This is a genomic window from Cupriavidus sp. D384 (assembly GCF_001652915.1).
GTDB lineage: Bacteria > Pseudomonadota > Gammaproteobacteria > Burkholderiales > Burkholderiaceae > Cupriavidus.
In genome coordinates this window covers 13245-37573 of the sequence record NZ_BBQI01000023.1, presented here as the reverse complement: position 1 = coordinate 37573, position 24329 = coordinate 13245, and the positions used below count along the sequence as shown (strand labels likewise).

At 64.4% G+C, this 24329-nt stretch carries 18 protein-coding genes and 6 tRNA genes; 14 read left to right on the top strand and 10 right to left on the bottom strand.

Going from position 1 to position 24329, the window contains the following annotated elements; all coding sequences use genetic code 11:
- Positions 1–271 precede the first annotated feature (271 nt).
- Positions 272–1921: a GMC family oxidoreductase gene (locus A9J21_RS09315; protein ID WP_066734417.1), complete on the bottom strand. Its 1650-nt coding sequence runs from the start codon at positions 1919–1921 to the stop codon at positions 272–274.
- 36 nt (positions 1922–1957) lie between these two features.
- Positions 1958–3940 (bottom strand): alkyl/aryl-sulfatase, encoded by a 1983-nt coding sequence (locus A9J21_RS09310; protein ID WP_066734414.1) that lies wholly within the window; start codon positions 3938–3940, stop codon positions 1958–1960.
- Positions 3941–4041: 101 nt separating this feature from the next.
- Between A9J21_RS09310 and A9J21_RS09305 the strand changes: the two genes are divergently transcribed.
- Positions 4042–4941: a LysR family transcriptional regulator gene (locus A9J21_RS09305; RefSeq protein WP_066734425.1), complete on the top strand. Its 900-nt coding sequence runs from the start codon at positions 4042–4044 to the stop codon at positions 4939–4941.
- 89 nt (positions 4942–5030) lie between these two features.
- Here the strand turns inward: A9J21_RS09305 and fabI are convergent, their stop codons facing one another.
- Positions 5031–5813 (bottom strand): enoyl-ACP reductase FabI, encoded by a 783-nt coding sequence (gene fabI / locus A9J21_RS09300; protein ID WP_066734412.1) that lies wholly within the window; start codon positions 5811–5813, stop codon positions 5031–5033.
- Positions 5814–6028: 215 nt separating this feature from the next.
- Here fabI and A9J21_RS09295 point away from each other — a divergent pair, with 215 nt between their 5' ends.
- The 5 genes from A9J21_RS09295 (at position 6029) to A9J21_RS09275 (ending at position 12803) form a co-directional block, all read left to right on the top strand.
- On the top strand, positions 6029–7915 hold the full coding sequence (locus A9J21_RS09295) for an extracellular solute-binding protein (protein ID WP_066734410.1): 1887 nt from the start codon (positions 6029–6031) through the stop codon (positions 7913–7915).
- 34 nt (positions 7916–7949) lie between these two features.
- Positions 7950–8999 (top strand): microcin C ABC transporter permease YejB, encoded by a 1050-nt coding sequence (locus A9J21_RS09290; protein ID WP_066734400.1) that lies wholly within the window; start codon positions 7950–7952, stop codon positions 8997–8999.
- Positions 8996–10114 carry an ABC transporter permease gene (locus tag A9J21_RS09285; RefSeq protein ID WP_066734398.1) on the top strand — a complete coding sequence of 373 codons (1119 nt, stop codon included), beginning with the start codon at positions 8996–8998 and terminating at the stop codon, positions 10112–10114. The genes A9J21_RS09290 and A9J21_RS09285 overlap by 4 nt, the downstream gene beginning before the upstream one ends.
- Positions 10111–11781, top strand: a complete 1671-nt coding sequence (locus A9J21_RS09280; protein WP_404851357.1) for an ABC transporter ATP-binding protein — start codon at positions 10111–10113, stop codon at positions 11779–11781. Before A9J21_RS09285 ends, A9J21_RS09280 begins: the two co-directional genes overlap by 4 nt.
- A gap of 347 nt (positions 11782–12128) precedes the next feature.
- On the top strand, positions 12129–12803 hold the full coding sequence (locus tag A9J21_RS09275; protein WP_066734394.1) for a C40 family peptidase: 675 nt from the start codon (positions 12129–12131) through the stop codon (positions 12801–12803).
- Positions 12804–13003: 200 nt separating this feature from the next.
- Here the strand turns inward: A9J21_RS09275 and A9J21_RS09270 are convergent, their stop codons facing one another.
- Positions 13004–13954: a patatin-like phospholipase family protein gene (locus A9J21_RS09270; RefSeq protein ID WP_066734383.1), complete on the bottom strand. Its 951-nt coding sequence runs from the start codon at positions 13952–13954 to the stop codon at positions 13004–13006.
- Between the two features lie 220 nt (positions 13955–14174).
- Between A9J21_RS09270 and gltX the strand changes: the two genes are divergently transcribed.
- From gltX to A9J21_RS09235, 7 genes are all read left to right on the top strand, one after another.
- Positions 14175–15572: a glutamate--tRNA ligase gene (gene gltX, locus A9J21_RS09265; protein WP_066734380.1), complete on the top strand. Its 1398-nt coding sequence runs from the start codon at positions 14175–14177 to the stop codon at positions 15570–15572.
- A 207-nt stretch (positions 15573–15779) separates the two neighbouring features.
- Positions 15780–15855, top strand: a tRNA-Ala gene (locus A9J21_RS09260).
- A gap of 8 nt (positions 15856–15863) precedes the next feature.
- Positions 15864–15939: transfer RNA gene (locus tag A9J21_RS09255), tRNA-Glu, on the top strand.
- Between the two features lie 69 nt (positions 15940–16008).
- Positions 16009–16085 (top strand) — tRNA-Asp (locus tag A9J21_RS09250).
- A gap of 168 nt (positions 16086–16253) precedes the next feature.
- A tRNA-Ala gene (locus A9J21_RS09245) sits at positions 16254–16329 on the top strand.
- A 111-nt stretch (positions 16330–16440) separates the two neighbouring features.
- Positions 16441–16516, top strand: a tRNA-Glu gene (locus A9J21_RS09240).
- A gap of 62 nt (positions 16517–16578) precedes the next feature.
- Positions 16579–16655, top strand: a tRNA-Asp gene (locus tag A9J21_RS09235).
- Positions 16656–17014: 359 nt separating this feature from the next.
- Here A9J21_RS09235 and A9J21_RS09230 read toward each other — a convergent pair.
- The 6 genes from A9J21_RS09230 to trxA all read right to left on the bottom strand — a co-directional run bounded on the left by A9J21_RS09230 (position 17015) and on the right by trxA (position 23568).
- Positions 17015–18397, bottom strand: coding sequence for an MATE family efflux transporter (locus A9J21_RS09230; RefSeq protein WP_066734377.1), 1383 nt, complete (start codon positions 18395–18397; stop codon positions 17015–17017).
- 84 nt (positions 18398–18481) lie between these two features.
- Entirely contained in the window at positions 18482–20266 is a 1785-nt protein-coding gene (locus tag A9J21_RS09225; RefSeq protein WP_066734422.1) for a glycosyltransferase family 39 protein, read from the bottom strand.
- Positions 20267–20422: 156 nt separating this feature from the next.
- Positions 20423–20680 (bottom strand): type B 50S ribosomal protein L31, encoded by a 258-nt coding sequence (locus A9J21_RS09220; RefSeq protein ID WP_061959698.1) that lies wholly within the window; start codon positions 20678–20680, stop codon positions 20423–20425.
- A gap of 173 nt (positions 20681–20853) precedes the next feature.
- Positions 20854–21699, bottom strand: a complete 846-nt coding sequence (locus A9J21_RS09215) for a M90 family metallopeptidase (RefSeq protein WP_066734375.1) — start codon at positions 21697–21699, stop codon at positions 20854–20856.
- 97 nt (positions 21700–21796) lie between these two features.
- Positions 21797–23059, bottom strand: a complete 1263-nt coding sequence (gene rho, locus A9J21_RS09210) for a transcription termination factor Rho (protein ID WP_066734373.1) — start codon at positions 23057–23059, stop codon at positions 21797–21799.
- Between the two features lie 182 nt (positions 23060–23241).
- Positions 23242–23568 (bottom strand): thioredoxin TrxA, encoded by a 327-nt coding sequence (gene trxA / locus A9J21_RS09205; RefSeq protein WP_066734371.1) that lies wholly within the window; start codon positions 23566–23568, stop codon positions 23242–23244.
- Positions 23569–24030: 462 nt separating this feature from the next.
- On the opposite strand from trxA, the gene A9J21_RS09200 reads away from it, so the two are divergent.
- Entirely contained in the window at positions 24031–24300 is a 270-nt protein-coding gene (locus A9J21_RS09200; RefSeq protein WP_066734369.1) for a hypothetical protein, read from the top strand.
- The last annotated feature ends 29 nt before the right edge of the window (positions 24301–24329 follow it).

Here is a 24329-nt window from a genome sequence, read left to right as displayed (position 1 = left end):
CGACCACATAGCGGTATTGGCGGCCTTGCGCCCATGTCCCGACTTCCAGCGTCAGGAAATAACGTCTTGACGCTTCACAGCTAGGCGGCGGGAGCGCCCCCGGAGCGGACGCATTTCTTGCCACCGGCGGTATGGCCTACACCGACAAACTGCATCGGCCCGCCATCGCGTCAGTGGTTCGTCCCTGCCATGCCACGCGTTTTGGGGTGGAGAACCGGTGACATCGGGGCAGGCTGATCCGGCCTGCTCCAGGCTGCCGCAGCCTGGCCGGTCAGGCAGCCGCGCGCAGCAGGTCGGCGGCGCGCTCCGCAATCATGATGGTGGGCGCGTTGGTGTTGCCGCCAATCAGCGTTGGCATGATCGAGGCATCCACCACGCGCAGGCCTTCCACGCCGTGCACGCGCAGTTGCGGGTCCACCACGGCCATCGCGTCGACGCCCATCTTGCAGGTGCCCACCGGATGGTAGATGGTGTCGGCATGGGCGCGCACGAAATCGCGGATTGCCGAATCGTCGCCCTCGCCGGGTCCGAGCAGCGCGCTCAGCGGATCGCTGCCGCCAGCTTCCGTCAGCGCCGACTGGGCGAAGATCCGCCGCATCAGCTTTACGCCGGCCACCATGCCGTCGAGGTCGGACGGGGCCGAGAGGAAGCGCGGATCGATCCGCGGTGCCTCGCGCATGTCTGGTGATGCCAGCGCCACCGTGCCGCGGCTTTCCGGGCGCAGCACGCAGGCATGGCAGGAATAGCCATGGCCGGGCCGCCCATTGCGCAGCACATTGGAATTGCCCAGCAGCGCGGGCGCGAAGTGCAGTTGCAGATCGGGTGCGTCCAGGCCCGGCCGTGTCTTGACGAACGCGCCGGCCTCGGCCACCGGGGATGCCAGCATGCCGGTGCGCCGCCAGCGGTAGCGCATGACCTCGCCGGCCATGCGCGCCACGCCGCGCAGCGAGTAGCCGTAGAGATGCCACGATGTGACCGGTTTGCCGATGATGACGTCGAGGTGGTCCTGCAGGTTCTGCCCCACGCCGGGCAGGTCGTGGACCACCGCCACGCCCAGGCTGCGCAGGTGATCGGCCGGGCCGACGCCCGATGCCAGCAGCAGCTGCGGCGAATGGAACGCGCCGCCGCTGACGATCACCTCGCGCCGGGCCTGCAGCGTCTGGGTCTGGCCGTCGCGTACCACTTCCACGCCCACGGCACGCTTGCCTTCGAACACGATGCGCAGCGCCTGCGTGCCGGTCATCACGCAAAGGTTCTGGCGGCCGCCGTTGTGACCCGCATCGGCACGATTGCCGCGATGCAGGTAGGCGCGTGCCGCGTTCCAGCGCTCGCCATTGAACTGGGTGGCCTGGTACAGCCCCACGCCTTCCTGCTCGGCGCCGTTGAAGTCCTGATTCAGCGGCAGGCCGGCTTGCGCCGCCGCCTGTACGAAGCGGCGCGAGAACGGGTTCGGCGTGCGCAGGTCGCTGACATGCAGCGGGCCGCTGCCGCCGTGCCAGGCGTCGTCGCGCCCGGCATTGCGCTGGTTGCACTCGCTGCGGCGGAAGTAGGGCAGCACGGTTTCGTAGTCCCAGCCCTCGCAGCCCAGTTCGGCCCAGCGGTCGTAGTCGCTGCGATGGCCGCGCACATAGAGCATGGCGTTGATCGACGAACTGCCGCCCAGCCCGCGCCCGCGCGGCTGGTACGACTCGCGGCCGTTCAGGCCGGCCTGCGGCACGGTACGGAAGCCGTAGTTGCGCGGGCCGGCCTGGGGCACCGTCCTTGCGATAGCCAGCGGGGTCCAGACGCTGGGGTGATGATCGTCCGGCCCGGATTCGAGCAGGGCCACGGTGACGCCCGGCTGGTCTGCCAGCCGTCCGGCCAGCGCGCAGCCGGCCGAGCCGGCGCCCACGATGATGTAGTCGAAGCTGCTATCGCCCATGAATGCTGTCTCCTCGGCGTTGTTCTGGTGTCGTGCTTATTTCTGGAAGCCGTGCGGCGTCACGATATTGAAGTTCGGGTCGAACGTGTCGAGCATGCCGAACAAGCCTGCCACGGCTTGCGGATTGCCGTCTATCCGGACTGCGCCGGACTGCATGGCCTGCGGCAGCGTCAGCTGTTTCAGGCTGATCTGGTCCAGCGTGGCCTTGGTCAGCGTGACCGTGGCGGTGGGCTGCGCGTGCTGGGCTTCGGCCACGTAGGTCAGCGCGCTGTTGCGCAGCGTCATCGCATAACGCTGCTTCAGGTCGGTGAACTGCCAGTTCAGCGTCAGGGTCTTGCCGGCGGCCTTGTCGGCGTTCAGCCGGACGGCCAGGAAGTCGAAGAAGTTCGGCACGCTCAGCGCGCGCACCAGATCCGACGAACTGGTGGCGCTGCTGGACGGCCGGGCCACGCCATCGCGCAATTCCTGCGCGCCCGTCAGGTAGATATTGCGCCAGGTGGCGTTCTCGCTCTGGTAGCCCAGCTGTTCCAGCGCGTCGGCCTGCAGCGCGCGGGCGGCCGCGTTCGACGGATCGGCAAACACCAGTTCGTTGCCGATCTGGCTGACCCAGCGGTACTCGCCGCGCGCATAGGCGTCGCGCAGGCGGGCCAGCACCGCGTCGGGACCGCCCATCCATTCGATCGTCTTCCGGGCGGCCTGTTCGGGCGGCAGCGGGTTCAGGTGGGCCGGGTTGCCGTCATAGAAGCCCAGGTAGCGCTGGTACACGGCGCGAACGTTGTGGCTGACCGATCCGTAGTAGTCGCGCGCATACCATTTGCTGGCCAGCGGCTGAGGCAGGGTTTTTAGCTGATCGGCGATCTCCAGCGGCGTGTAGCCCTGGTTCATCAGGCGTAGCGCCTGGTCGTTCAGGTATGCGTACATGTCGCGCTGGTCGGATAGCATTTCGACGATGCGCTCGCGGCCCCAGGTAGGCCAGTGGTGCTGGCCGATCAGGATGTCGGTGCGCTCGCCGTAGCGCAGCAGCGACTGCCCCAGGAAGTACGACCAGCCCTTGGCGTCGCGCACCTGTGCGCCGCGCAGCGTCAGCAGGTTGTGCTGGGTGCGCACCGCGTTCTCGGCGATGCACAGGGTGCGGAACTGCGGCAGGTAGACGTTCATTTCCGCTGGCGCCTCGGTGCCGGGCGTCAGCTGGAATTCGAAGTCGACGCCGTCGATGCGCCGGGTTTCTATCGGCTTGGTAATCGACGATGTGGGCGCCAGCAGCGTCATGGTGCCGCGCGCGGTGGCCTTGCCCAGGCCGGTGTCGACCTGGCCCGTGGCGCTTTTCGGCAGTTGCGTGCCGTACATGTACTGCGCGCGGCGGCTCATGGCGCTGCCGGCCAGCACGTTCTCGCTGACCGCTTCGTCCATGAAGCCGCTGGGCGCCAGGATATCCACCTTGCCGCTCTTTACATCGGCTTCGTTGACGATGCCGCGCACGCCGCCAAAGTGGTCGACGTGGCTGTGGGTGTAGATCACGGCCACTACCGGCTTGCGGGGGCGATGGGCGTAGTACAGATCCAGCGCGGCGCGGGCGGTTTCGGCCGTCAGCAGCGTGTCGATGACGATCAGCCCGGTATCGCCCTCGATGATGTTCATGTTGGCGAGATCGGCGCCGCGCACCTGGTACACGCGATCCGTGACCTTGAACAGCCCCGCTTCGTTGTTCAGCTGCGCCAGCCGCCACAAGCTGGGATTGACCGTTTTCGGGGCGTCTGCCGCCGATTCGAACGCGTAGGCATTGAAATCCCACACCGGCTTGCCATCCGCCGTCTTGATGACCGGTTCGGAAAAGCGTGCGACCAGCCCGCGCCGGGCATCTTCGAAGTCGGCGCGATCCGAGAACGGCAGGCGGCGCAGCCATTCGGCATTCGATTGCTCGGTCAGCGGCGTGGCGGCGTTCGGGCCAGCCAGTGCGACCGGTGCGGCGGGCACGGTCAGGACGGCTGCAGCCAGCATGGCAGTGCGGGCAAGGCGCATGGGAAATCGACTCCTCGGTTGGGCAAGGCATCCATTGAAAGCGCGTCGCACCTATAATTCAATTGCAAATTTTGTATCGCAGCAATGCGCAGGGTGCATATATGAATCTGAAGCGGCTCGAACATCTGGTGGCGGTGGCGGAAGAAGGCTCGCTGGCCGCGGCGGCGCGGCGGGTGCATCTGAGCCAGCCGGCGCTGACGCGCAGCATCCAGGCGCTGGAGGAAGAGGCCGGCGCCGTGCTGTTCGACCGCGGCGCACGGGGCGTGACGCTGACCACGGTGGGCCGCATGGTGACCGAGCGCGCCCGCCGCATCCTGTTCGAATCGGGCTGCCTGGCGCGCGACCTGGCGCTGGTGCGGCAGCACGAGATTGGCAGCGTGCAGATTGGGCTGGGCGCCTTTCCGGCGGCCATCCTGCTGCCGGAACTGCTTTGCCAGCTGCACCGGCAATGGCCGAAGCTGCGGATCACCACGGAGGTCAGCCATCCGGCCGCCTTGCTGGATGCCCTGCACGCCGAGCAGGTGGATTTCGTGGTGGTCGAACACAGCACCGTGCCGACCGCCGCCGAACTCGAAGTGATTCGGCTGCCCGGTGGCCCGGGCGGCGTCTACGCCCGGGCCGGCCACCCACTGGCGGCGGGGCCGGTGAGCCTGGCCACGTTGCGTGAATCGGCGCTGGTGTCGGTGGTATTTCCGCCAGAGACCCATGAACGGCTGCGCAAGGTGCTGCGTTGCAAGCCCGGCGAGGACCTGCCGTTCCAGGTGGAGAGCAACGATTTCCGCGCACTCACGCACCTGGTGCGCCACGCCGACGCGCTGCTGCTGGCGCCGGCGCGGGCGGTGCGCGACGAACTGGTCGAGGCCGGCCGGCTGGTGGCGCTGGATATCCCGGAGCTGCCCGAAATCACGATGCAGTTTGCAATCGTGCGGCTGGCGCAGCGGACGCTGTCGCCGGCGGCCGAGCGGGCCGTGGCCGTGATCGAGGCGGTCGCACGGGCCTGAAAAGGGGCAGGGCAAACAAAAAGCGCCCCGAAGGGCGCTTTTCGGTGTGGCGGACAGATTTGCCGCCAGCGGGGGGGCAATCTGGCTGGTTACTCTTCGACAGCCGTGCCGACGATGTTGTAGCCGCCGTCGACGTAGGTGATTTCACCGGTCACGCCGCTGGACAGGTCCGACAGCAGGAAGGCGGCCACATTGCCCACTTCCTCGATCGTCACGTTGCGGCGCATCGGGGCCACGTCCTCGAAATGCTTGAGCAGCTTGCCGAAGTCCTTGATGCCCGACGCGGCCAGCGTCTTGATCGGGCCGGCCGAGATGCCGTTGGCACGAATGCCCTTCGGGCCCACGGCCGATGCCAGGTAGCGCACGCTGGCTTCCAGCGATGCCTTTGCCAGGCCCATCGTGTTGTAGTTCGGCACCACGCGCTCGGCGCCCAGGTACGTCAGCGTCAGCAGCGAAGCCTTGTCGTTCAGCAGCGGCAGTGCGGCCTTGGCCAGTGCCGGGAAACTGTAGGCCGAGATGTCGTGCGCAATGCGGAAGCCTTCGCGCGACAGGCCTTCGAGGAAATCGCCGGCAATGGCTTCGCGCGGTGCAAAACCGATCGAATGCACCAGACCGTCGAATTTTTCCCAGCGCTGCCCCAAAGCGGCGAACGTGGCGGCGATCTGTTCATCGCTGCCGACGTCGCAGTCATAGATCATGTCGGAGCCGAATTCCTTGGCGAAGTCCGTGATGCGATCCTTGAAACGCTCGCCGACATAGGTGAAAGCCAGCTCGGCGCCTTCGCGCTTGCAGGCCGACGCAATGCCGTAGGCGATGGAACGGTTCGAAAGCAAGCCCGTGATCAGGATCCGCTTACCTGCCAGAAATCCCATAAATTCTCCAGATTGTTTGTGGGGGACGGGCATGCTTCATGCACTGGCCCGTGTCCGGTGCACGGCAGGGAGGCAAATCCCCGCAGTTTGTTGCGCCGCGTAGAGGGAATGTCCGGATGGTTGGGCGCCACCCGAACGCATGTAAAATTGTCGCACAACTTCGCCCGGCCACAAGCCGTCGGGCCGTCTCGGGCATTGTGGAGGTCTGCAACCGGATGCTGATTCATGCACGTTGGCCGCGTCTGGCGGCAGGGCAGTGCTTTCGTCGACGCGCGGTAGTGCAATGGGCGCTGGCACTGTTGACCGTGGTGGGTTCGGGTTTTCCCGCATCGGGCCATGCCGCGCACGGCTTTGCACTCCATGGCGATCTCAAGTATCCGCCAAATTTTGGCCAGTTTGACTATGTCAACGCGGACGCGCCGCAGGGCGGCACGCTGACGCTGGCCAATCCCGACCGCCGAACCAGTTTCGACAAGTTCAACCCGTTCACGCTGAAGGGCACCTCCGCGCCGGGCCTGAGTTCGCTGATGTTCGAGACGCTGCTGATCAGCAGCGCCGACGAGACGGCCAGCGCCTACGGCCTGCTGGCCGACGATGTGACGGTGGCCCCCGACCAGCTGTCGGTCACGTTCCATATCCGCCCCGAGGCCCGATTCGTCAACGGCGATCCGGTACTGGCCGCCGACGTCAAGTATTCCTACGACATGCTGATGAGCAAGTCCGCCAGCCCGGGCTATCGCAGCATGTGCACCGACGTGAAGGCAGTGGTGGTGACCGGCGAACGCTCGATCCGCTTCGACTTCAAGCAGCGCAACGCCGAATTGCCGCTGATCGTCGGCCAGCTGCCCGTGTTCTCGAAGAAGTGGACCGCCAAGGTGCCGTTCGAGAAGCTCACGTTCGAGGAACCGATCACCAGCGGCCCGTACAAGATCGAGCGCTACGACGCCGGTCGCGGCATCGTATTCCAGCGAGATTCGAACTACTGGGGCAAGAACCTGAACGTGCGGCGCGGCACGTTCAACTTCAACCGCGTGGTGTACCGGCTCTACAAGGACGAGACCGCCAAGCTGGAAGCCTTCAAGGCCGGCGAATTCGATGCCATCGTCGAATACCGCTCGAAGAACTGGGCCAAGAGCTATGTCGGCACCAAGTTCCGCGACAGCAGCCTGATCAAGACCGAATTCCCGCACCGCAACGGCGCCGGCATGCAGGGTTTCGTCATGAACATGCGCAAGCCGATGTTCCAGGACGTGCGCGTGCGCCAGGCCCTGATCCTGGCACTGGACTTCGAATGGCTGAATCGCCAGTTGTTCTACGGGGCCTACAAGCGGCTCGATAGCTGGTTTTCCAATAGCGAACTGGCCGCCAGTACCACCTTCGACGGCAGGCCCGGGGCAGGGGAGCTGAAGCTGCTGGAGCCGCTGCGTGCCCAGTTGCCGGCCGAAGTGTTTGGCGCCGATGTGGTGCAGCCGACCACCGCCGCGCCCCGGTCGCTGCGCGACAACCTGCGCGACGCGCGGCGCCTGCTGGCCCAGGCCGGCTGGACCTACGAGGATGGTGCGCTGCGCAACGCCAAGGGCGAGCCGATGGTGTTCGAATTCCTGGACGACGGCGGCGCCATGAGCCGCGTCATCACGGCCTACGTGCGCAACCTGGAAAAGCTGGGCATCCAGGTGCACCAGCGCACCACCGACTTTGCCCTGTACCAGAAGCGGCTGGAGGATTTCGACTTCGACATGGTGTCGATCCGCTTCCCGGATTCGCAGAGCCCCGGCAACGAGCTGCGCGACCGTTTCTCGGCCGAGGCCGCCGGCATGCCCGGATCGGACAACCTGTTCGGCCTGAAGTCGCCCGCCGTGGACAAGCTCGTGGACGCGGTGCTGCACGCCGAAACCCGCGAGGAACTGGTCACGGCCGGGCGCGCGCTGGACCGCGTGCTGATGCACGGCTACTACATCGTGCCGAACTGGTACAGTGCTTTCCACCGTGTGTCGTACCGCAAGGAACTGGGGTATCCGACCCGCCTGCCGTACTACTACACCGCGGAAGGCTGGATTCTTTCGAGCTGGTGGCGCAAGGACCTGGCGCCGAAGACCCAGTAACCCAGTCTTCCAGTCATCCCCACTCGGACGGCCAATGCTTGCCTATCTGCTGAAGCGCATCCTGCTGATGATCCCGACGCTGGTCGGGGTGGTGACGCTCACCTTTGTCGTGATCCAGTTCGTGCCAGGTGGCCCGGTCGAGCAGATGATGCTCGAGATGAAGGGGCGTGGCGCCGGGGGGGAGGCCAGCGGCGGCGGCGCGGAATACCGTGGCCGGCGCGGCGTGGACCCCGACAAGATCAAGGAAATCCAGGCGCTGTACGGCTTCGACAAGCCGCCGCTTGAGCGCTACCTGATGATGCTCAAGCGCTTTGCCCAGTTCGACCTGGGCCAGAGCTACTTCCAGCACCGCAGCGTCTGGGAACTGGTCAAGTCGAAGATGCCCGTATCGATCAGCCTGGGGCTCTGGACATTTTTTCTGACCTATCTGATATCGGTGCCGCTCGGCATCTCCAAGGCGATCCGGGCGGGCAGCAGGTTCGACGTCATCAGCAGCATGATCGTGCTGGTGGGCTACGCCATCCCGGGCTTCGTGCTGGGCGTGCTGCTGCTGGTGCTGTTCGGTGGCGGCACCTTCGTGCAGTGGTTCCCGCTGCGCGGGCTGACTTCCGACGACTGGGACCAGCTGTCGCTGATGGGCAAGGTCATGGACTACCTGTGGCACCTGGTGCTGCCGATCACGGCGTCGGTGGTGGGCAGCTTCGCCGTGGTGACGATGCTGACCAAGAACGCCTTCCTGGAGGAAATCCGCAAGCAATATGTGCTGACCGCGCGCGCCAAGGGTTTGTCTGAGCGCCGCGTGCTGTGGAAGCATGTGTTCCGCAACGCCCTGATCCCGCTGGTCACGGGCTTCCCGGCCGCCTTCATCGGCGCGTTCTTCACGGGGTCGCTGCTGATCGAGACGCTGTTCTCGCTCGACGGCCTGGGCCTGCTGTCCTATGAGGCCGTGCTGCGCCGCGATTATCCGGTGGTGCTTGGCACGCTGTACCTGTTCACGCTGATCGGGCTGGTGACGCGCCTGATCTCGGACGTCTGCTATGTCATGGTGGATCCGCGGATTCATTTCGAGGGAATGCACCGATGAAAGCTGCTGCCAAGAACGGTCTGCCGCATTCGCTGTCGCCTCGCCAGCGGGCCTGGCAGCGCTTTCGCCGCAACCGGCTGGGCTACTGGAGCCTGGTCCTGTTCGTGATCATGTTCGTCTTCAGCATGGGGGCCGAACTGTTGTCGAGCGACCGGCCGCTGGTGGTGCGCTACAAGGGCGAGTACTACTTCCCGATCGTCAAGACGTACCCCGAAACCGCATTCGACGGCGACTTCCCGACGCGGGCCGACTACCTGGACCCGTTTATCCGCGACCGGATCACGTCGAATGGCAATTTCGCCATCTATCCGCCGAATCGTTATTCCTACGATTCGATCAACTACTTCGCCAAGGAACCGAACCCGGCGCCGCCGTCGGCCGACAACTGGCTGGGCACTGACGACCGCGGCCGCGACGTGCTGGCGCGCCTGCTGTACGGCTTCCGGGTGTCGGTGCTGTTCGGCATGGCCCTGACCGTCATCGGTGTGCTGATCGGCACGCTGACGGGGGCGCTGATGGGCTTCTTCGGCGGCCGTTTCGACCTGTTTTCGCAACGCGCCATCGAGATCTGGAGCTCGATGCCCGAGCTTTACCTGCTGATCATCTTCGCGTCGATCTTCGAGCCGAGCCTGGCACTGCTGATCATCCTGCTGTCGCTGTTTGGCTGGATGGGCCTGTCCGACTACGTGCGTGCCGAGTTCTATCGCAACCGGTCGCTGGACTACGTCAAGGCCGCACGGGCCCTGGGGCTGTCGAACGTGCAGATCATGTGGCGTCATATCCTGCCGAACAGCCTGACGCCGGTGATCACGTTCCTGCCGTTCCGCATGAGCGCGGCCATCCTGGCGCTGACCAGCCTGGATTTCCTGGGCCTGGGCGTGCCACCGACCACGCCGAGCCTGGGCGAACTGCTGGCCCAGGGCAAGGCCAATCTCGATGCGTGGTGGATTTCGCTGTCGACGTTCGCCGTGCTGGTGGTGACACTGTTGCTGCTGACGTTCATGGGCGATGCACTGCGTGATGCATTCGACACCCGGCTGGGGCTGGCCCAGTTGCGCGGCCGGGTGGAACCGAAGGTGCCGGCCGGCGGCACGGCGGCGGAGGCCACCTCATGAACTCCGCAAATCCCGCCATGGCGGTGAATCCGGTATTTCCGGACCCGGTGGACATTCCCGAGCCCGGTACCAAGCTGATGTGCGTGGATCGCCTGTCGGTGACCTTCGGCGACGGCGAGCACGCCACGCGCGCGGTGCGCGATGTCAGTTTCGACCTGCGGGCCGGCGAGCGCTACGCGCTGGTGGGCGAGTCAGGCTCCGGCAAGACCGTGACGGCGCTGGCCATGCTGCGGCTGGTGGAAGATGCCCGTTATCAGGGCGCCATCCGCTTCGAGGGCAAGGACCTGCTGCAGGTATCCGATCGCGAGATGCGCGGCATCCGCGGATCGGAGATCGCCATGATCTTCCAGGAACCGATGACGGCGCTGAACCCGCTCTACACGATTGGCAACCAGATTGTGGAGACGCTGGCGCTGCACGAGGGCCTGGATCGGCGCACCGCACGCGACCGCGCCATTGCGCTGCTGGAACGCACCGGCATCAGCGACGCGGCCAACCGCTTCAACAGTTTTCCGCACCAGTTGTCGGGCGGCCAGCGCCAGCGGGCAATGATCGCCATGGCGCTGGCCTGCCGCCCCAAGCTGCTGCTGGCGGACGAGCCGACGACCGCGCTCGACGTCACGATCCGCGCGCAGATCCTGGACCTGCTGCGCAGTCTGCAGGCCGAATTCGGCATGGCCGTGATGCTGATCACGCACGACCTGAACATGGTGCGCGCGTTCGCACAGCGCGTGGGCGTGATGGAAAAGGGCGTGCTGGTGGAAACCGGCGTAACCGCCGAGGTCTTTGCCAATCCGCATCATCCGTACACACGCAAGCTGATCGACAGCCGGCCGAAGCGCGAGGTATTGCCGCTGGTGCCGCTGGCGCCGGTGCTGCTGGAAACCGACGGGCTGTGCGTCAACTACCAGAAGAAGCGCGCCGGGATTGCCGGCTGGTTCGGCAAGGAGGCGTTTGCCGCGGTCAAGGACGTCACGCTGCAACTGCGCGAGGGCGAGACCGTGGGTATCGTCGGCGAATCGGGATCCGGCAAGACCACGCTGGCGCACGCGGTGCTGGCGCTGCAGCGCAAGAGCGGCGGGGCGATCCAGTTCCTGGGCCGCAGTTTCGATGCGTGTTCGCAGAAGGAACGCAGCGCGCTGCGCAAGCGCATGCAGGTGGTATTCCAGGACCCGTTCGGCTCGCTGTCGCCGCGCATGACGATCGAGCAGATCGTGGGCGAGGGGCTGGCCCTGCATCAGCCGGGCCTGTCGAAAGACGCCATGCGCGAACGCGTGATCGAGGCGCTGCGGGAGGTGGGGCTGGACCGCACGGCGCTGGGCCGCTATCCGCACGAGTTCTCGGGTGGGCAGCGCCAGCGCATCGCCATCGCCCGGGTACTGATCCTGAAGCCCCAGGTGCTGGTGCTGGATGAGCCGACTTCTGCACTTGATGTGTCGATCCAGCAGCAGGTATTGGCGCTGCTGTCCCAGCTGCAACACAAGTACAACCTCAGCTATCTGTTCATCAGCCACGATCTGGCTGTGATTCGTGCGATGGCGCACCGTGTCATCGTCATGAAAAACGGTGAAGTGGTGGAAGCAGGCGAGACGGAAACCGTACTCGGCGCGCCGCAGCATCCGTATACAAGAAAGCTGATGGCCGCAGCCCAGTTGGGTGCGGCCTGAATGATGTGCATTGCAGCACGCTTTGTCACGCCGAAGTAACACGGAATCTTTATAACGATTCCGAGAAACAGAATACGTTTTTAGCGCTAATTCATTGATTTGCTGGCGCTTTGCGGGAAAGTTGTAACCATCTTTGACACGTCAAGGGTGGGTACTTTACTATCCCGCGATAAGTTTTGTCGGGGGTGGTTCGTCCGCCGCATGCAGGCCTTGGGGAAGGTCGATGTTGCACGCGGCAGGTGCAGTCGTGCTGGCGTACTTCTTGCGTACGTTCCGCCCTGATGTTTTCACGCTGTCCGGCTTTGTCTGATTTGCCGGTCAGATTTGTCCGATCATCAGGAGAACCAATGCAGACGGTACTTCATTCCCTGGCGCGCGCCGCTATCGGAATTGCCATTGCCTGCGGTGCGACTGTGTCGAATGGAGTGCTGGCGGATACGGTGTTCAAGGACCCGGACGCCCGGATCGAGGCCCGCGTTGACGCGGACGCGCATCCGGAAGGCAAGCGCGGCTTGCTGTCGTCGGTGATGAACTCCACCAGCAACGTTGCCAGCAAGGCTGGCGACCTGGTCATGAACGCGCTGGGCCTGATTGGCGTGCGTTACCGCTTCGGCGGTAACAGCCCCGAATCGGGTCTGGACTGCAGCGGCTTCGTCCGCTACGTGTTCAACGACACCTTCGGCTTCATGTTGCCGCGCCGTTCCGTAGAAATGAGCCAGGTGGGCACCACAGTGGCGGTCAACGAGCTGCGTCCGGGCGATCTCGTGTTCTTCAACACGATGCGCCATACGTTCTCGCACGTTGGCATCTATATCGGCGACAACAAGTTCGTGCATGCGCCGTCGACCGGCAGCAAGATCCGCGTTGACGACATGCGTGCGTCGTACTGGGTCACGCGCTACAACGGCGCCCGCCGGATCGACGATTCCGCCCGTGGCTCCGTCGAAAACACGGGTAGCATGATCGAGACGCTCAAGCGCTTCGATCCGAACGCCCAGGGCCGTACGATGTTTGGTGGTTGACGCATCGTTCGCGCAAACAAGAAAGGACTGCTCCGGCAGTCCTTTTTTGTTGCCCGCTGCCTTCCTGTATCAATACAAATACCCCACTAACGGGTGACACCCTGTGTCATCGGGGTGACAGTTCCTGTCAGGCCCGGCTGACGCGATGACAAGACATGTGACAACGAAGGAGCGGCGTCTCCCTCGATGTCTTTGGTGTCCTATTGGACGGCGATCGTGCCGGCCGGTGCGGGGCGCAGTCGCGCCGCCGCCAGTTTCTCGCGCAGGGCGCCGATCACGGCCGAGGTGGCCTGCTCGCCGGCCAGGATGGCCCGGTTGCGCGACGCAAAGTCGCTGCCGCCCATGTCGGGCAGGTCGGGGCGGATCACGATGTCGGCGCGGGACAGCGCCATGCGGTTGATCGACTGGCCCATGATGGCGGTGGTCTGCAGCAGCACGCCGCTCTGCCCATTGTTCTTCTGGCTCGACGGATCGGCGGAGATATTCACGGCGATCACGAACTCGGCGCCCATCTCGCGCGCCGCGTCCACCGGCACCGGTTCGACCAGGCCACCGTCAACGTAATCGTGGCCCGCAATCGACACCGGCTGGAAAACGCCCGGCACGCTGCTCGATGCGCGCACGGCCTGCCCGGTATTGCCGCGCCGGAATACGATGCGCTCGCCGGTCTTCAGGTCGGTGGCGACGATGCCCAGCGGCAGCTTCATGGCCTCGATCGGGCGGTTCTTGACCAGCCGGTTCACATAGTTCTGCAGCGCCTCGCCCTTTAGCCAGCCGCCAAACTTGGTGCCGAAGGGCAGGGCCCAGTCGGCAATGGCGGCTTCGTCCATGGTCAGCGCCAGCTTGTTGAGCTGGAAGCCGTCCATGCCGGTGGCGTAGAGCGCAGCCACCACCGACCCAGCGCTGGTGCCGGTGACGATGTCGGCATGAATGCCCTGGGCCTCCAGCGCCTTGATGACGCCGATATGCGCAAAGCCGCGCGCGGCGCCGCCACCGAGCGCCAGGCCAATCCGGATCGGCCGGGGCGGCGTGGCGACTGGCGGTACGGCGGCCGTTGTCGGCGTGGGGGCCGGGGTGGTCGGCTTCGGGCCGAACGAGCAGGCTGCCAGCAGCATGGCTGCCGAGGCGCCAAGGAAATGTCGTCGTTGCATCGAAGGTGGAAATCTAATGCGGATGTGATGTGCCGGGCATCGGCAGGCCGCGCATCGCGGCAACGGATGCGCGCGGCCTGGATTCAGACCGGTGGCAAGCATAAATGATTCCGTGGCCAGACTGGAATCGGGCAGGGCGTATAATGCAGCGTCCAACGAAAGTTCAGCGAAATCCGGCCTGCGCGCACCCGTGCGTGGGCTTTTTTGTTTCTCCCCGACCATGACACAACGCGTCCGCACCCGCTTCGCGCCGAGCCCGACCGGCTTCATCCACCTTGGCAACATCCGCTCCGCGCTTTATCCGTGGGCGTTTGCCCGCCGCATGAAGGGCGACTTCATCCTGCGTATCGAGGATACCGACGTCGAGCGCTCTTCCGAGGAAGCGGTCGACGTGATCCTGGAAAGCATGGCCTGGCTTGACCTCGACATCGACGAGGGCCCGTTCTACCAGATGCAGCGCATGGACCGGTATCGCGAGGTCGTGCGCGAGATGCTGGACAACGGCATGGCCTACCACTGCTACATGAGCACCGAGGAGCTCGACGCCCTGCGCGAGGCCCAGCGCGCGGCCGGTGAAAAGCCGCGCTACAACGGCTTCTGGCGTCCGGAGCCGGGCAAGGTACTGCCCGAGCCGCCGGCTGGCGTGCAGCCCGTGGTGCGTTTCAAGAATCCGCTAGGCGGTAGCGTGGTATGGGACGACGCCGTGAAGGGTCGCATCGAGATTTCGAACGAGGAACTCGACGACCTGGTGATTGCCCGTCCGGACGGCACCCCGACGTACAACTTCTGCGTGGTGATCGATGACCTCGACATGAAGATCACGCACGTGATCCGTGGCGACGACCACGTCAACAACACGCCGCGCCAGATCAACATCATCGGCGCGCTGGGTGGCGAAGTGCCCGTCTACGCTCACCTGCCGACCGTGCTGAACGAGCAGGGCGAGAAGATGAGCAAGCGCCATGGCGCGATGCCCGTGACCGGCTACCGCGACGAAGGCTACCTGCCCGAGGCCGTGCTGAACTACCTGGCCCGCCTGGGCTGGTCGCATGGCGATGCCGAGATCTTCACGCGCGAGCAGTTCGTCGAGTGGTTCGATCTGGACCACCTGGGCAAGTCGCCGGCACAGTACAACCCGGAAAAGCTGGCCTGGCTGAACAACCACTACATCAAGACCGGCGACAACGCGCGCCTGGCCGACCTGACGCGCCCGTTTATCGAGGCGTTGGGCGGCACGGTGGAAGGCGTGGACCTGGTGGGTGTGGTCGCGCTGGTCAAGGACCGCGCCAACACGCTCAAGGAAGTGGCGCAGACCGCGATGCTGTTCTATCGCGGCGAGCCGCAGGCCGACGCGGCGCTGAAGACCGAGCACCTGACCGACGAGATCCGCCCTGCCGTGCAGGCCCTGGCGACCCAGCTGGCCGCGTTGCCCGAGTGGAAGCGCGAGGCCATCAACGCCACGTTCAAGGCCGTGCTGGCCGAGTTCGGGCTGAAGATGCCCAAGCTGGCCATGCCGGTGCGCCTGCTGGTGGCGGGGCAACTGCAGACGCCGAGCATCGATGCGGTGCTGGAGCTGTTCGGTCGTGACACGGTATTGCGCCGCCTGGCCGCTGCATAAAAATGTGCAGAAATGTCTCGGCAGGGGCTTGCGCTCAGGCCGAGACTTCAGCATAATCTCGTTCTCCCTGCTGCACGACGCAAGTCAAGCGGCCCGGTTGAAAAATCGGAAAAAGGGGCTTGCAAAAAATGGTGATTGATTTATAATCGCCGCTTCGCCGGAAAGCAGTAAATCTGGCGGCAAGCAGTAGTAAATGGCAGTAACTATGGGGCTATAGCTCAGCTGGGAGAGCGCTTGCATGGCATGCAAGAGGTCAGCGGTTCGATCCCGCTTAGCTCCACCAAAGTTTCTGTCCCCTTCGTCTAGAGGCCTAGGACATCACCCTTTCACGGTGAGTACAGGGGTTCGAATCCCCTAGGGGACGCCAGATGTTGGACGTAATCATTCGTCCAGTTGGCTGTCCGGAGCGAAGCTTCGGGTAGCAACCGCAAAAAACGGAGCGGTAGTTCAGTTGGTTAGAATACCGGCCTGTCACGCCGGGGGTCGCGGGTTCGAGCCCCGTCCGCTCCGCCAGACTGAGCCCGCTTGGGTGAAACCAAGCGGGTTTTTATTTGGGTGAGAGGTGATTATCTGATAATCACTTTTCGATTTACCTGAAGCGAATGTTGTCAGCTTCGAAAAATCAAAATATAATCGCGGCCTCGCAAGTCGTTGTGATTATAAGTGGTACCGGAAATATTCGGGGCTATAGCTCAGCTGGGAGAGCGCTTGCATGGCATGCAAGAGGTCAGCGGTTCGATCCCGCTTAGCTCCACCAAGAATTCGGAAGCAACTGACGTAGTAAAAAGTTGTTTCCAGTTGCGAAAAATCTGGTAGAATGCCGGACTTCGCAGCAAACGACGGAAGACGTTGCTTGCAACAGATTTCTGTCCCCTTCGTCTAGAGGCCTAGGACATCACCCTTTCACGGTGAGTACAGGGGTTCGAATCCCCTAGGGGACGCCAAACAGCCAGGCGTAATCAAACGCCTAGCGGTTAGCCGGGATTCCCGGGTAACAGCAGAAAACGGAGCGGTAGTTCAGTTGGTTAGAATACCGGCCTGTCACGCCGGGGGTCGCGGGTTCGAGCCCCGTCCGCTCCGCCAAATTTAAAAAAGCCTGCGCAAGCAGGCTTTTTTTTCGTCCATGCGGAGCGGAGGGAGCTGCTTGCGCAGCTCCCGGCGGGGTGAGAAGGGATTCGCTTGCCAGCGAATCCGCGGCCTGGGGGATGTAGGCGAGCCCCGTCCGCTCCGCCAAATTTAAAAAAGCCTGCGCAAGCAGGCTTTTTTTTCGTCCATGCGGAGCGGAGGAAGCTGCCTGCGCAGCTCCCGGCGGGGCGAGAAGGGATTCGCTTGCCAGCGAATCCGCGGCCTGGGGGTTGATCCGTCCATGCCAGCCCTCAAAAAGAAAGCCTGCTTATGCAGGCTTTCCTTCTTTGCGCTCACGGGTCCGGCAGGGATGGGTATTACGCCACCTTCGCCACCTCTCGTGCCTCCGTAGCCTTTACCCGGCTCACCTGCCTGAAATACCGTACCAGCAGCGTGCCGGCTATCGCCAGGCTGATGCTGTTGGCCATCCAGAAGCCCGCGGCGCCGCGCGTGAAGGCGGGCATGGCGTCGATCAGGCCAAAGCCGAGCACGTAGCCGCCCCCGAGGCCCACGCCCCATAGCGAGCCCGCATAGATCAGCGTCGGGATCAATGCGATCTTGTACGCGCGGAGGATGAACGCGCTCATCACCTGGATGGCGTCAAAGGCCTGGTAGAACGCCACGAACAGCATCAGCGGCAAGGCCTTGGCGACCACGGCCGGATCCTTGGCGTAGGCATGCAGCAGCGGTTCACGCAGCAGCCATAGCAGCGCGCCTGTGACCAGTGCCAGGCTGGCGCCAAAACGGATGCCTCGCCAGCCAATGCGTCGCGCGCCCAGCATGTCGCGCGCCCCAATGGCCTGTGCCACAAGCGTCGACGTGGCGATCGACAACGACAGCGGCATCATGTACGCCACCGCGCTCAGGTTGGCGATGATCTGATGTCCCGCGAGCGTTTCCGTGCCAAGTCGCGTGATGAAGATCGACATCAGCGTGAACGAGGTGATCTCGATCAGGTAGGTCAGCCCCATCGGCACCCCGAGCCGAAGCAGCGGACGGATGCGATCCCAGTGCGGCCATTCCCAGCGCGCGAAGATGCCCAGCGGCTGGTAGGCGGCCCCAAGGCGCAGGATAGCCAGCCCGGACAGGCACCACGCCCAGGTGATCAGCGTAGAGGCTAGCGCGCACCCGGGCCCGCCCATCGCCGGCACGCCAAAACCGCCATGGATAAACCAGGCATTGAGGGGCACCTTGAGCACCAGCCCGGCAATCTGCAGCACGGTGACCATGATCGGCCGCGACAGCGCGTTGTTCAGCGCCATATAAATACGAAACGCCAGCCCAGCAGGCAGGCCGAACGCCACGATATGCAGATAGCGCGATGCCTTGTCCACCAGCTCGGGCGGCGCCTTGGCGAAGGCCAGCAGCGGGGCGGGGAACAGCAACAGCAGCATCCCGGGGATGGCTAGCGCCAGGCCAAGCCATGCAGCCTGGCGGACTTCGGCGCCAATCTCGGCGGTGCGTCCGGCGCCGTACAGCTGCCCGGCGACCGGCGCAAGCGCCTGGAGCACCCCCATCAGGCTGATATAGACCGTGACGTAGATGGAGCCGCCAAGGCCGACCGCAGCCAGATCGGTTGCCGAGGCCCGGCCGGCCATGATGGTGTCGGTGACGCCAAAGGCGATCACGGCCAGTTGTCCGACCAGTACCGGGGCGGCCAGGTGAACGATGCGACGAAGATCCTGCAGCGCGCTGCTCATCGTGGATGTTGGGTTCGAGGCGCACCCGGCGCGCGGGCCGGGGCAGCGCTCGCGGGCGGCTGGCCGCCCGCGCGTTGGAAGGGGTTACCGAGGCGGCAGGCGGCGTCGCGACGGCGTCTGCGCGGGCTTGGCCTGCGAGGTATCGACCAGCCGATACAGGCGGAACCGTTCATCGCGGTCAGCCGGGCGCCGGCCTTCCCAGATCAGGCGCCATTCGAAATGCGAGACATTGCTCGGTGCACCGTAGTCGACGGCGTCATGGCGCAGCAGCACGTCGCAGCCGTCGCCGGGGCCGCCAAAGCGGATATGGCCGAAGTACGCAAACGATGCGAGTTGCGCGTCGCCCATGCGGATCGGCTGCACGCACTCGTATGTGGGCGGCAACGCCAGGGCCGCGGCCTTTGCCACGTCACGGTAGGTCTTGCCATAGTTGATCGACGGCAGCCACAGCGTCATCGCCATGACCCACATCAGCGTCGTGCCGGCGGCCGAGATCACCACCGGGCGCCAGATCTGCTTGGGCGCGCGCGACAGCCGCCAGCGCACGACCAGCACCCAGGCTACGGTGGCGGCCAGCGCGATGACAACGGCGCTGATCGTGAACGTGTGCTCGAAGCCGGGAATCTGCCGGAACACGTTGTTGGCGACCTTGGGCGGCCAGCCCGTGGTCTTGGCGATCCACATGAACCACACCGTGCCGCCGAAGATCGTGAAGAAGAGCAGGGCGAACCAGTCCACCGCGTTGATCGCCGCGCGCGGCAACGTGGGCAGTGCGAAGGCGGCCAGGATTGCCATCGGCGGCAGCAGCAGGATGAACTGCACGTCCCCCGGGCTGCGTTGCAGCACCAGCAGCAGGAACAGCATCGCCAGGATAGCCAGCGGCAGTGTGACGTGCGGGGCACGCCGCATGCCGCGCCACGACAGCCAGGCAAAGGCCGCGATCGGCCAGACCGGCCAGGCGAACAGCAGGAAGTTGCGCGCGATAAAGCCTGTGGTGGGCAGCGTCGGCAGGCCGTAGGTGTGGCGGTCGTAGCGCGCCCACTCGCGGATATAGGTCACGCCATCTTCGCTGGCGGCGGCACCCAGGTAGACCACGGCCATCCATGCGGCGACCAGTGCCAGCGCGAGGGGTACGCCGATGATCAGCAGCCGCTTTGACGGCACCGGCTTCGAGACGGCACCTGCGATCAGCGCCGCGCCCATCAGCGCCGCAGCCAGAATCGGGCCGCTGGCCAGGCACAGGGCCGCCAGCCCGACGCCAAACCAGAGACTGCCCTGAACGGGCTTGTCCAGGCTGCGCACCATGCCGTACAGCATGAAGGCGATAAAGCAGACCTGGCCGACCTGCGCGGTGGTTTCGTGGCCGCGCACCGCCAGGCCGACGCAGGCCAGGAAAATCAGCAGTGCCCCGTCAGCCAGCGCGCGGCCGTAGGATCGGGCGTCGGGCTGGCCGCCAAAGGCGAAGGCAAAAGGCTGCACTTCGTCGCGGCGACCCAGCAGGTAGGTCGAATACCAGATAAAGGCGCAGGTGGCGAAGTAGAACAGGGCCGTCGCCAGGCGGGACGCATCGGGCGCACCCAGCCAGCCGCCAAACAGGCGGATCATCAGCCCGCCCACCCAATACACCAGGGGGCCATCCTCGCTGAACGTGCGGCCCACGATATTGGGCATCAGCCAGTCCTGCAGGTTGCCCGAGCCAAGCTGCCACATCACGCCAAAACCCGCGGCATCCTCGTTCTTCCACGGATCGCGCCCGAACAGGCCGGTCAGTCCATAGATGATGCAGATCGCCAGCAACAGGTAGCGCGGCAGCGCGCCAGTAGCGGCGGCGGTCAGGTGGACGGGAGAGGTCTTGGTGGCTTGGGACATCGGCAGTAAATCGGGGTCGCCCTGCTTGAGCGTGCGCGAAACGCTATTGTGGGCCACAAATGCAAAGAGGCAGCCGATGCTGCCTCTTTGTCAGGTTGCGCGTGCCAGCAGCATCTGCCCTGGTGCGCGCCGCAGTCGCTTGGTAGCGTCGGCCAATTACTTCTTGGCGGCCAGCTTGCTGCCGAACTTCTGACGGAACTTCTCGACGCGGCCGGCCGTGTCCATGATCTTCTGTTGGCCGGTGTAGAACGGATGCGATTCCGACGACACTTCGATCTTGGCCAGCGGGTAGGTCTTGCCTTCGTGTTCGATCGTGTCCTTGGTCTGGATCGTCGAGCGGGTCACGAACTTGAAGTCGTTCGACACGTCGTGGAACAGGACTTCGCGATAATTCGGGTGAATGCCTTCTTTCATGGTGCTTCCTTTCAGGTTGGGTAGCCAGTCCGCTCGGTGGTGCCGCAGCCTGCTTGCGACGAGCGAACCACTTGCCGATAACGGGCAAACCTGGATTATGGCAGAAAAACAAGGGTCTGGGCAATAATCCGGGGCCCGATTTCGCATGCATCGGAAGCGCGATTGTTGGTGGTCTATGCGCCACTCGCGGCAGGATCCTGCCGGTAGAACTGCCGGAGCACGCCATAGAGCACAGGCCAGTGCTGGTGAAGCCCGCGTGGATCGACAAAAAATGACTCGGACGCCACCGCGAAGAACTCGCTCGGCGCTTCGCAGCCGTAGGGATCGATGACGCGCAGGCGCGGGGGTAGCCGTTCCGGGTGGTCCCAGGTGACATCGGGCACGGCTTCGCACGCATCGGCGAATGCATCGTATTCAGTGAGAAGGGTCTCAGCCCATTGTTCTGCATCGATGCCGGGATGCAGCACGCGCGAGAAGGGCGGCACGCCATCGGGCTCGCCGTCGAGCATGTCGAGCTTGTGGGCGAACTCATGGATGACCACGTTATACGAGTCCGAGCCGTTGTCGATGCCCGATCCGGGCATGTTCACATCCTGCCAGGACAGGATCACGGGGCCATGCTCCCAGGCTTCGCCGCTGGCTTCCTCCTCGACGCCGTGCACCAGGCCGATATCGTCCTCGACGGTCTTGCGGATCAGGAACTCGCCCGGATACAGCACGATGCCGTGCCAGCCGCGGTACCACTCGATGCCGAGCTTCAGGATCGGCACGCAGGCCTGCACCGCCACGCCCACCACCATCTCGTCGGTCAGTTCCAGCTCATGCGCGGTCGAGTATTCCTTGCTGGCGATGAACAGCGTGGCCAGTTCGCGCAGGGTGCCCAGGTCGTCGGGGCCATAGCGCCGGACGAACGGCAGCGCCGCGACGGTGCGGTCCCACAGGTCGTCCGGGATGGCGTAGTGCGCGAGCTTGCGTTCGCGCGACCGGGCGCGCAGGTAGCTGGACAGTTTGCCGAACATGTTGAACGCGGGATCGGTGCGGAATCGGTATGGGCGGAAAAGAAAAAAGGCGCACCCGAAGGGTACGCCTTTTCATGCCGGTGGCAACTGCCCGATGTCAGCCGCCGCGACGCATCATGTCGAAGAACTCTGCGTTGTTCTTCGTCGGCTTCATCTTGTCCAGGATGAATTCCATCGCCTGGACTTCGTCCATGTCCGAGATGAACTTGCGCAGGATCCAGATCTTCTGGAGGATTTCCGGCTTGATCAGCAGTTCCTCGCGGCGCGTGCCCGACTTGTTCAGGTTGATGGCCGGGTAGACACGCTTTTCCGCCAGGCGGCGTTCCAGGTGCACTTCCATGTTGCCGGTGCCCTTGAACTCTTCGTAGATCACGTCGTCCATGCGGCTGCCGGTTTCGATCAGCGCCGTGGCGATGATGGTCAGCGAACCGCCTTCTTCCAGGTTACGCGCGGCACCGAAGAAACGCTTCGGGCGCTGCAGCGCGTTGGCATCCACACCACCGGTCAGCACCTTGCCCGAGGCCGGCACCACCGTGTTGTAGGCGCGGGCCAGACGCGTGATCGAGTCCAGCAGGATCACCACGTCGCGCTTCAGTTCCACCAGGCGCTTGGCCTTCTCGATGACCATTTCGGCCACCTGCACGTGACGGATGGCCGGTTCGTCGAACGTCGAAGCCACCACCTCGCCGCGCACCGAGCGCTGCATTTCGGTCACTTCTTCCGGACGCTCGTCGATCAGCAGCACGAACAGGTCGGCTTCCGGATGGTTGTTGGCAATCGCGTGGGCGATATGCTGCAGCATCACGGTCTTGCCGGACTTCGGCGATGCCACCAGCAGCGCGCGCTGGCCGCGGCCGATCGGGGCGATCATGTCGATGATCCGGCCGGTGATGTTTTCCTCGGCGCGGATGTCGCGTTCGAGCGTGAGCGGCCGGTTCGGATGCAGCGGCGTCAGGTTCTCGAACATGATGCGGTTCTTCACCGCTTCGGGCGGCTGCCCGTTGACCTTGTCCACCTTGACCAGCGCAAAGTAGCGTTCGCCGTCCTTCGGCGTACGCACTTCGCCTTCGATCGAGTCGCCGGTATGAAGGTTGAAGCGGCGGATCTGCGACGGGCTGATGTAGATGTCGTCCGTGCTGGCCAGGTACGACGTTTCCGGCGAGCGCAGGAAACCGAAGCCATCGGGCAGAACTTCCAGCGTGCCGTCTCCGTAGATGGTTTCGCCCATCTTGGCGCGCTTCTTCAGGATCGCAAACATCAGTTCCTGTTTGCGCATCCGTTGTGCATTGTCGATCTCGAGCGTAGCCGCCATTTCGAGAAGCGCAGACACGTGAAGCGATTTGAGTTCTGTCAGGTGCATAGACAAAGGGTACAGAAAGGGCCCGGACGGGCAAGACCTAAGGAGGGGGAAGGAATGAGCGAACGCTCGGGGAAGTTGTTGGGTCGCATCTTAGCACAAACCGGCCGGCGCGCCAGAACTGGCGCACGCGAGGCCGGATCATGCTGGGCCGGCGCACAACGCGCCGGCCGGAGGTCGGTGGCTTAGACCTGTGCGTCCAGGAACGAAGTCAGCTGCGACTTCGACAGCGCGCCAACCTTCTGGGCCACGACTTCACCGTTCTTGAACAGGATCAGCGTCGGGATGCCGCGGATGCCGAACTTGGCCGGTACCTGCTGGTTCTCGTCCACGTTGATCTTGGCGATCTGCACGCGGTCGCCGTAGTCTTTCGCGACTTCGTCCAGGATCGGGGCAATCATCTTGCAGGGGCCGCACCACTCAGCCCAGAAGTCCAGCAGCACGGGCTTGTCGGACTTGAGCACGTCGGTGTCGAACGATGCGTCGCTCACATACTTGATTTGGTCGCTCATGGCGGGGAACCTCAGGTTTCGCTCAGTTTATGTTGAAGGCGGGCAACTGCCGTGGGGCTGAACCGCTACCTTACACGAGATCGTGCAGGGTCGCCGGACGGCAATGCGTGGCGACACGCGCCGCCATTGACGCCGATATGTTACCAGCTTGCCGGATTTCAAGCCCTGCAGTCATCCACCGCGCGCCGCGTGCCACAAGGCGTTTGCGGCGGTCACATCCACATTGTGCCGCGCGCGGGCTTCCGTTGCCGATGATAGTTTCAATCGACCCGAGAGGCTGGCTCAATCGGCATCCCTCATTGGAGGTATTTGCACCCCCCGGTGCCCGGAAGGGTGGGGATTTCCCGTAGAAAATCGCCTCGGGCATGATCTAGAATGCACTTGGACGGATCGCATCCGCGACCGCGTAGAATGGCAGGCCGGATGCGCCAATCCTGCATCTTCCGACATAGGCCATCGATCATGACGCCCGATCCTCGCAAGCCCGATACCGATTCCCCCGATGCGGACCACCTGAGCGAAGCGCTGGCACACCTGAACCGTGCCGTCGAATCCGAAAGCATCGCCTCCGGCGCCGCCAAGGGGCTGGTGTACAGCGTGATGGAAACGCTCGGCACGCTGATTGGCGATCCCGACCTGCCCGAGCATGCGCGCTCCGGCTACGAGGGGTTGCTGGAGACCGCGCGCGAACTGCGTGCGCGCATCGAAGGCGGCGGCCGGGGCGGCAACTGACGCCACCGCGTGCCATCCGAGGCGCCCGG